This is a genomic window from Noviherbaspirillum soli (assembly GCF_015352955.1).
Classification (GTDB): Bacteria; Pseudomonadota; Gammaproteobacteria; order Burkholderiales; family Burkholderiaceae_D; genus Noviherbaspirillum_A; species Noviherbaspirillum_A soli.
Genome location: NZ_JACYOX010000084.1, coordinates 1 through 6,148 on the forward strand (window position 1 = coordinate 1; position 6,148 = coordinate 6,148).

The 6,148-nt window shown below is 65.0% G+C and carries 3 protein-coding genes and 1 pseudogene; 1 reads left to right on the forward strand and 3 read right to left on the reverse strand.

Features of this window, described 5'->3' with window-relative positions; genetic code table 11:
- The coding region (locus IGW04_RS25260) for an MCP four helix bundle domain-containing protein (protein ID WP_194715859.1) at positions 1-1,115 on the reverse strand (1,115 nt) is incomplete at its 3' end.
- A gap of 228 nt (positions 1,116-1,343) precedes the next feature.
- Between IGW04_RS25260 and IGW04_RS25265 the strand changes: the two genes are divergently transcribed.
- Positions 1,344-4,919, forward strand: a complete 3,576-nt coding sequence (locus IGW04_RS25265; RefSeq protein WP_194715860.1) for a PAS domain S-box protein — start codon at positions 1,344-1,346, stop codon at positions 4,917-4,919.
- A 24-nt stretch (positions 4,920-4,943) separates the two neighbouring features.
- Here IGW04_RS25265 and IGW04_RS25270 read toward each other — a convergent pair whose 3' ends face one another.
- Entirely contained in the window at positions 4,944-5,375 is a 432-nt protein-coding gene (locus IGW04_RS25270) for a hypothetical protein (protein WP_228527393.1), read from the reverse strand.
- A gap of 589 nt (positions 5,376-5,964) precedes the next feature.
- A pseudogene (locus IGW04_RS25275) lies at positions 5,965-6,148 on the reverse strand (IS110 family transposase); the annotation flags it as partial.

A 6,148-nucleotide genomic window follows, 5' to 3' on the forward strand; every position in this document is an offset into this window, starting at 1 on the left:
TTGAGCGCCAGGATGTTGGTCTGGAAGGCGATGCCGTCGATCACGCCGATGATGTCGACGATCTTCTTCGACGAGCTGTCGATGGCGGCCATGGTGTCGACCACCTGGGCCACCACCTCGCCGCCCTCGGTGGCCACGCCGGACGCGGTGAGCGCCAGCTGGTTGGCCTGGCGGGCATTGTCGGCATTCTGCTTCACGGTGGAGGTCAGTTCCTCCATCGACGAGGCGGTTTCCTCCAGCGAGGAAGCCTGCTGCTCGGTGCGCGAGGACAGGTCCATGTTGCCCGATGCGATTTCACTGGCCGAGGTCGCGATGTGGTCGGCGCCGCTGCGCACCTGGCTGACCAGCCGGCCGAGATTCTCGTTCATCGTGGCCAGCGCCTGCATCAGCTGGCCGGTCTCGTCCTTGCTGGTGACCTCGATGCGGCCCGACAGATCGCCCGCCGCCACCCGGTTCGCCACTTCCACCGCCTGTGCCAGCGGCCGGGTAATGCCGCGCGTGAGGAAGACCGAGAAGCCGATGCCGGACAGCACCGCCAGCGCGCTGACGATCAAGAGCATCTCGCGCCCCTGGCGGTATTGGACGGCGATGTCGTCGGCTTTCTCGTTGATCAGCCGGGCCTGCTGCTCGGTCATGGCGCGGATCGCGGCCAGGTAGGCGGCCAATTTGGGCCTGGTCTCGTTGTCGAAATGGGCGATCGACTGCGCCTGGTCGCCGGCAGCCTTCGCCTCCAGCGCCACCTTGCGCGAGGCCGTGTAGGCCTTGCGCGCTTCGATCAGGGTGGCCAGCCGCTCCTTCATCACCGGCTGCGTGACGCTTTCGGTAAAACTGTTCTGCACGAGTTCCGCCTGGGCGCTCGACGATTTCATCGCAGCGGCCAGTCCTTTCTCATGCGCCGCATCGGTGGTGCGCAGCGCATCGACGGCCCGCACCGCATTGAGCTCGATGGCAAGTCGCCATTCGCCGAGCAGGCGCTCGTCGCGCAGGCTGGACTTGACCAGTTCCTCGGTGGCGTCGGCGGCACGCTGCATGCGCCAGATGGCGGTGGCGGAAAGCACCAGAAGCATGGCCAGTACGCAGGTAAAGCCAACAGCAAGACGTGATCCGATTTTCATATTCTTCATGGCAGATAGAGGATGCGATTACACAGGCCGCGGCGGCGGAACGAAACACCATTATTCTTCAGCATCAACCTTTCCATAAATAAATTAAATGATTTTGATCAACTTTTTAAAATACCGTGGCGTGGGAGCTGCCCGTACCCGGCTGCAACGTGATCGATTGCAATAGTCGCCAGGGGCAAACACGCTATAGTCGGCCTTCTTGACCGACGGGCAAATTACATGGCCTTACGCTTTTTATCCGGTAGCGGCACGATGGGTCGGATGATGCGCGACCACGACTGGGACAATTCGCCTCTGGGCAGGCCGCAAGCCTGGCCGATGCCGCTGCGTACCATCGTCGGCGTGATGCTCTCGGCAAACCAGCCGATGTTTGCCGTCTGGGGGCCGGAACGCTCGCTGCTCTACAACGATGGTTATGCAGAGATCCTGGGCAACCACCATCCGGCCGCGCTGGGGCAGCGCTTCTTCGACGTCTGGCGTGAACTGGTCGACGAGGTGGGGCCCATCATGGACCGGGCCTACGCCGGCGAGCCGGCTTCCATGAATGACCTGATGCTGATGATGCAGCGCCACGGCTATCCGGAAGAAACCCATTTTTCGTTCTTCTATGCGCCGCTGCGCGACGAGAGCGGCAATGTGGGCGGCGTGTTCTGCGGCTGCACCGAGATCACCGCCCAGGTGTTCGCCGAGCGTAGCCGGCTGGCCGAGCTGGACCGCTTCCAGGTGCTGTTCAACCAGTCGCCCAGCTTCGTGGCGGTGCTGCGCGGACCGGAGCATGTGTATGAACTGGTCAATCCCAGCTACCTGCAGCTGATCGGCCACCGCAGTCCAATCGGCCGCACGGTGCGCGAGGTGCTGCCCGAAATCGGGGCGCAGGGCTATTTCGACCTGCTGGATCATGTCTATCGCAGCGGCGTGCCTTATGCCGCCAGCGCAGTCGATGTCTTCCTGATGCGCACGCCCGGCGCCGGGCTCGAACTGCGGGTGCTGGACCTGCTGTTCCAGCCGATGCGCAATGCCGCCGGCGAGGTGATCGGCATCCTGATCAACGGCACCGACATCACCGAGATGCATGCGGCCCAGGAACAGCTGCGCGAGAGCGAGATGCGCAACCGCCAGATCCTGGACGGCGCCATCGATTACGCCATCATCGCCACCGACCTGGAGGGCCGCGTCAAACGCTGGAACCAGGGCGCATGCAGGCTGTTTGGCTGGTCCGAGGCCGACATGCTGGGGCAGACGCTGGAACGTGTGCTGAATCCGGAGGACCAGGCGGCCGGCCGTCTGGCGCACGATAGGGAAACGGCGCTTTCCGGCGCCACCGCTGGCGATGAACGCTGGCACCGGCGCAGGTCGGGCGAGCTGTTCTGGGCCAGCACCGAGACCACCGCATTGCGCGACGAGTCCGGCGTCGTGACCGGCTTCGTCAAGGTGCTGCGCGACCGCACCGAGGAGCACCTGGCGGCGCGCGCGCTGGCGGTATCCAACGGCCAGCTTGAGCGCGCCCAGACCGCGGGCGGCGTCGGCGTGTTCACCGTGGACCTGGAAACCGGCCGCATCACGGCGACGCCGGAATTCTGCCGCATCTTCGGGCTGGCGCCGGCGGAGTCGCTGCCGGCTGGCAGCATCGAGTCGCTGGTGTTTCCGGAAGACCGGCATCTGATATCGAACCGCGCCAGCCGCGAAACCGGCACCGCGGCGATGCGCACCCAATACCGGATCCGCCGCGCCGACGACGGCAGCGTGCGCTGGATCGCGCGCAGCGCCGAATTTCAGTACGATGCGGCCGGCCGGCCGGTCAGCATGGATGGCGTGGTGCAGGATGTCACCGAGCGCCATGCCGCCGAAATCCAGCTGCGCAACAGCGAGGAACGCTTCCGCACCTTTGCCCAGGCCTTGCCCAACCATGTGTGGAGCGCCCGTCCCGATGGCGAGCTGGACTGGTTCAACGACCAGGTGCTGGCCTATACCGGCTGCAGCCACGATGCGCTGGCTGGCGAAGGCTGGCTGTCGGTCATCCATCCCGACGACACCCAAGCGGCCGGCGCGGCCTGGCAGCATGCCTTGCAGACCGAGTCGCTGTACGAGATCGAGTTCCGCATCCGTCGCCGCGACGGCGCCTGGCGCTGGTTCCTGGCGCGGGCCCTGCCGATGCGCGACGCCGACGGCGTGCTGACCCACTGGCTGGGCACCAACACCGACATGGAAGACCAGCGCGCCGCCCGGGAAATCCTGATGAGCACCAATGCCGCGCTGGAGCAGCGGGTGCAGGCGCAGACGCTGGAACGGGAACGGATCTGGAACCTGTCGCAGGATCTGCTGGTTGTAGTCGGCGCGGACGGCCATTTCCGCAACGTCAATCCGGCCTGGACCCGCATCCTCGGCTTCCGGCCGGAAGAGGTGATCGGCAAGCATATCGACGCGCTGATCTATCCGCCCGACCGTGACGCCACGCTGGCGGCGCTGGCACGCGCTTCCCGCGAAAACCTGAACCAGTTCGAAAACCGCTACCTGCACAAGGACGGCAGCTTCCGCTGGTTTTCCTGGTCGGCCTCGCATGACGACAATGGCGTGGTGTATGCCACCGGCCGCCATATCACCGCCGAGAAGGAGGCCGCGGCCGCGCTGGCCCGCACCGAGGAGGCGCTGCGGCATGCGCAGAAAATGGATGCGGTCGGCCAGCTCACCGGCGGCATCGCGCATGATTTCAACAATCTGCTGCAGGGCATCACCGGGTCGCTGGAGATGCTGAAGCTGCGCATCGACGCCGGGCGCTATGACGGCGTCGATCGGTTCGTCACCGGCGCGATCAATTCAGCCAGCCGCGCCGCGGCGCTGACGCACCGCCTGCTGGCGTTCTCGCGGCGCCAGCCGCTGGACCCGAAGGCGGTCAAGGTCAATCCGCTGGTAGCGTCGATGGAAGACCTGCTGCGGCGCACGCTGGGCGAGCGCATCCAGATCGAACTGGTGCTGGCCGGCGGCCTGTGGCCGACGCTGTGCGATCCCAACCAGCTGGAAAACGCCATCCTCAACCTGTGCATCAATGCCCGCGACGCCATGCCCGACGGCGGCAAGCTGACCGTGGAAACCTGCAATGCCCATCTCGACGATGTCTACGCAGCCGGCGTGCGCGGCCTGGCGCCGGGCCAGTATGCCTGCATCTGCGTGACCGACACAGGCACCGGCATGCCGCCCGACGTGCTCGAACGCGCGTTCGAACCCTTCTTCACCACCAAGCCGCTCGGACAGGGCACCGGACTGGGCCTGTCGATGATCTATGGCTTCGCGCAGCAGTCCGAGGGCCATGTGCGCATCTACAGCGAAGTCGGGCAGGGAACCACGGTGAAGCTCTACCTGCCGCGCTTTCGCGGCATGCTGCCGGGCGAGGACGACACGCCGCGCCTGAACAACGCCCATCTGTCGGCCGAGAGCGAGATCGTGCTGGTGGTGGAGGATGAAAAGGTGGTGCGCTCGCTGATCGTCGACGTGCTGCATGAACTGGGCTACCGGGCGCTGGAAGCCGAGGACGGCCCCAGCGGCCTGGCGGTGCTGCAGTCGCGCGGCAAGATCGACCTGCTGGTCACCGACATCGGCCTGCCCGGCCTGAACGGCCGGCAGCTGGCCGACGCCGCCCGCCTGCTGCGACCGGACTTGAAGGTGCTGTTCATGACGGGCTATGCGGAAAACGCGGCTTTCGCCAATGGCTTCCTCGAGCACGGCATGGAAATGATCACCAAGCCGTTCGCCATGGAGCGGCTGGCCAGCAAGCTGCGCGAGATGGTGGAGCGGCGCTAGGACTAGGCGCCGGGTCGGATTGGCCTAGCCCAGCGCCGCCTGGCCGAGGCATATCAGCACCAGCACCGCATAGGGAAAGGCGACCGTTGGCCTCAGCATGTTCTTCGCATATTCGGCGAGCAGGCCGGCCAGGCCGGGGCGGGATGCCAGCCATTCGCTATGGAGCTGGCAGGGCGCGGCGGACTGGGCGGCGCCTTCCCGCAGCAGCTGCTCGATACGCAGCATGCGTTCGCCAAGTCGCGCCTGGAAGGTACGGAAGATAGCTTCCTGCAGCCAGAGAACCAGCAGCAGCGCCACGCTGGCAGGCATGCTCAATGCCATTGTGGCGCTGGCGGCCAGCAGGGCGACGCCGGCCAGCTTGATCAGCAGGCTGTTCCTTTCGTGCTGCTCATGGTTGTGCTGCAGGACGGCCCATTCATGGGTCAGGGCGGAGGCGGGTTCGGTGTGATGCATCATTTCCTTTGTTGTTTTGTCCGGATGGCCGGTCCTGCGTGGGGCGGTTGAGATTATCGCTCTCACGGGCGATCCGGTTTTGCGTCAGGCAGTGGGGTGATGCTGTTGTGGCTGGCAGGCTTGATGCGGGGCGGGGGAGGAAAGGGGAAGCACTTGCGCCGTTGCAGTTGCCGTTGCCTTTGAAGTGGCCGTTGCAGTTGCTTTTAGATCCCGTTGAGCGCGCCGTGACGGCGATGCCCGGAGCGGGAACAAGGTGTGGCGTCTGTCGTAGGGTGGAATACCCCGAAGGGGCATTCCACCTTTGGTCGATCAAGCCAAGGCTTTGCATTTACCTGTTTTTCCAAAGCCAAAGCCAAAGCCAAAGCCAAAGCCAAAGCCAAAGCGCCGGTGTTGCCCGGGCGTTGCCGGGTGACGCAAGGCGGCTGCACTGCCGTGGAGGCAAGCCGGGAGTCCGTCCCGGCGGGCGACCTACTTTTTTTGCTTCGCCCCTCCATGTCAGGCTAGCGCATTTCCAGCCTGACTGGCATCCACCGGCCAAGCAGGATTGCCTTTGGAAGAGTCGGCCGAGGGTTAGTAGATACTGTTATGCCCGTCAAGCTCCATGTAACGTTGGATCAAAGGCCTTGCGTGACTTAAGAACGCCAAAGGCCACATGGATGAGCTTGCGCATCATGGCGCCGATGATGAGCATGGGCGGCTTTCCCGCCGTAGCCAGGCGCTGGCGGAACACGGCGCCCCATGCTGTCCTGTGCAAGGCCACCATGGCAGGCATGTAG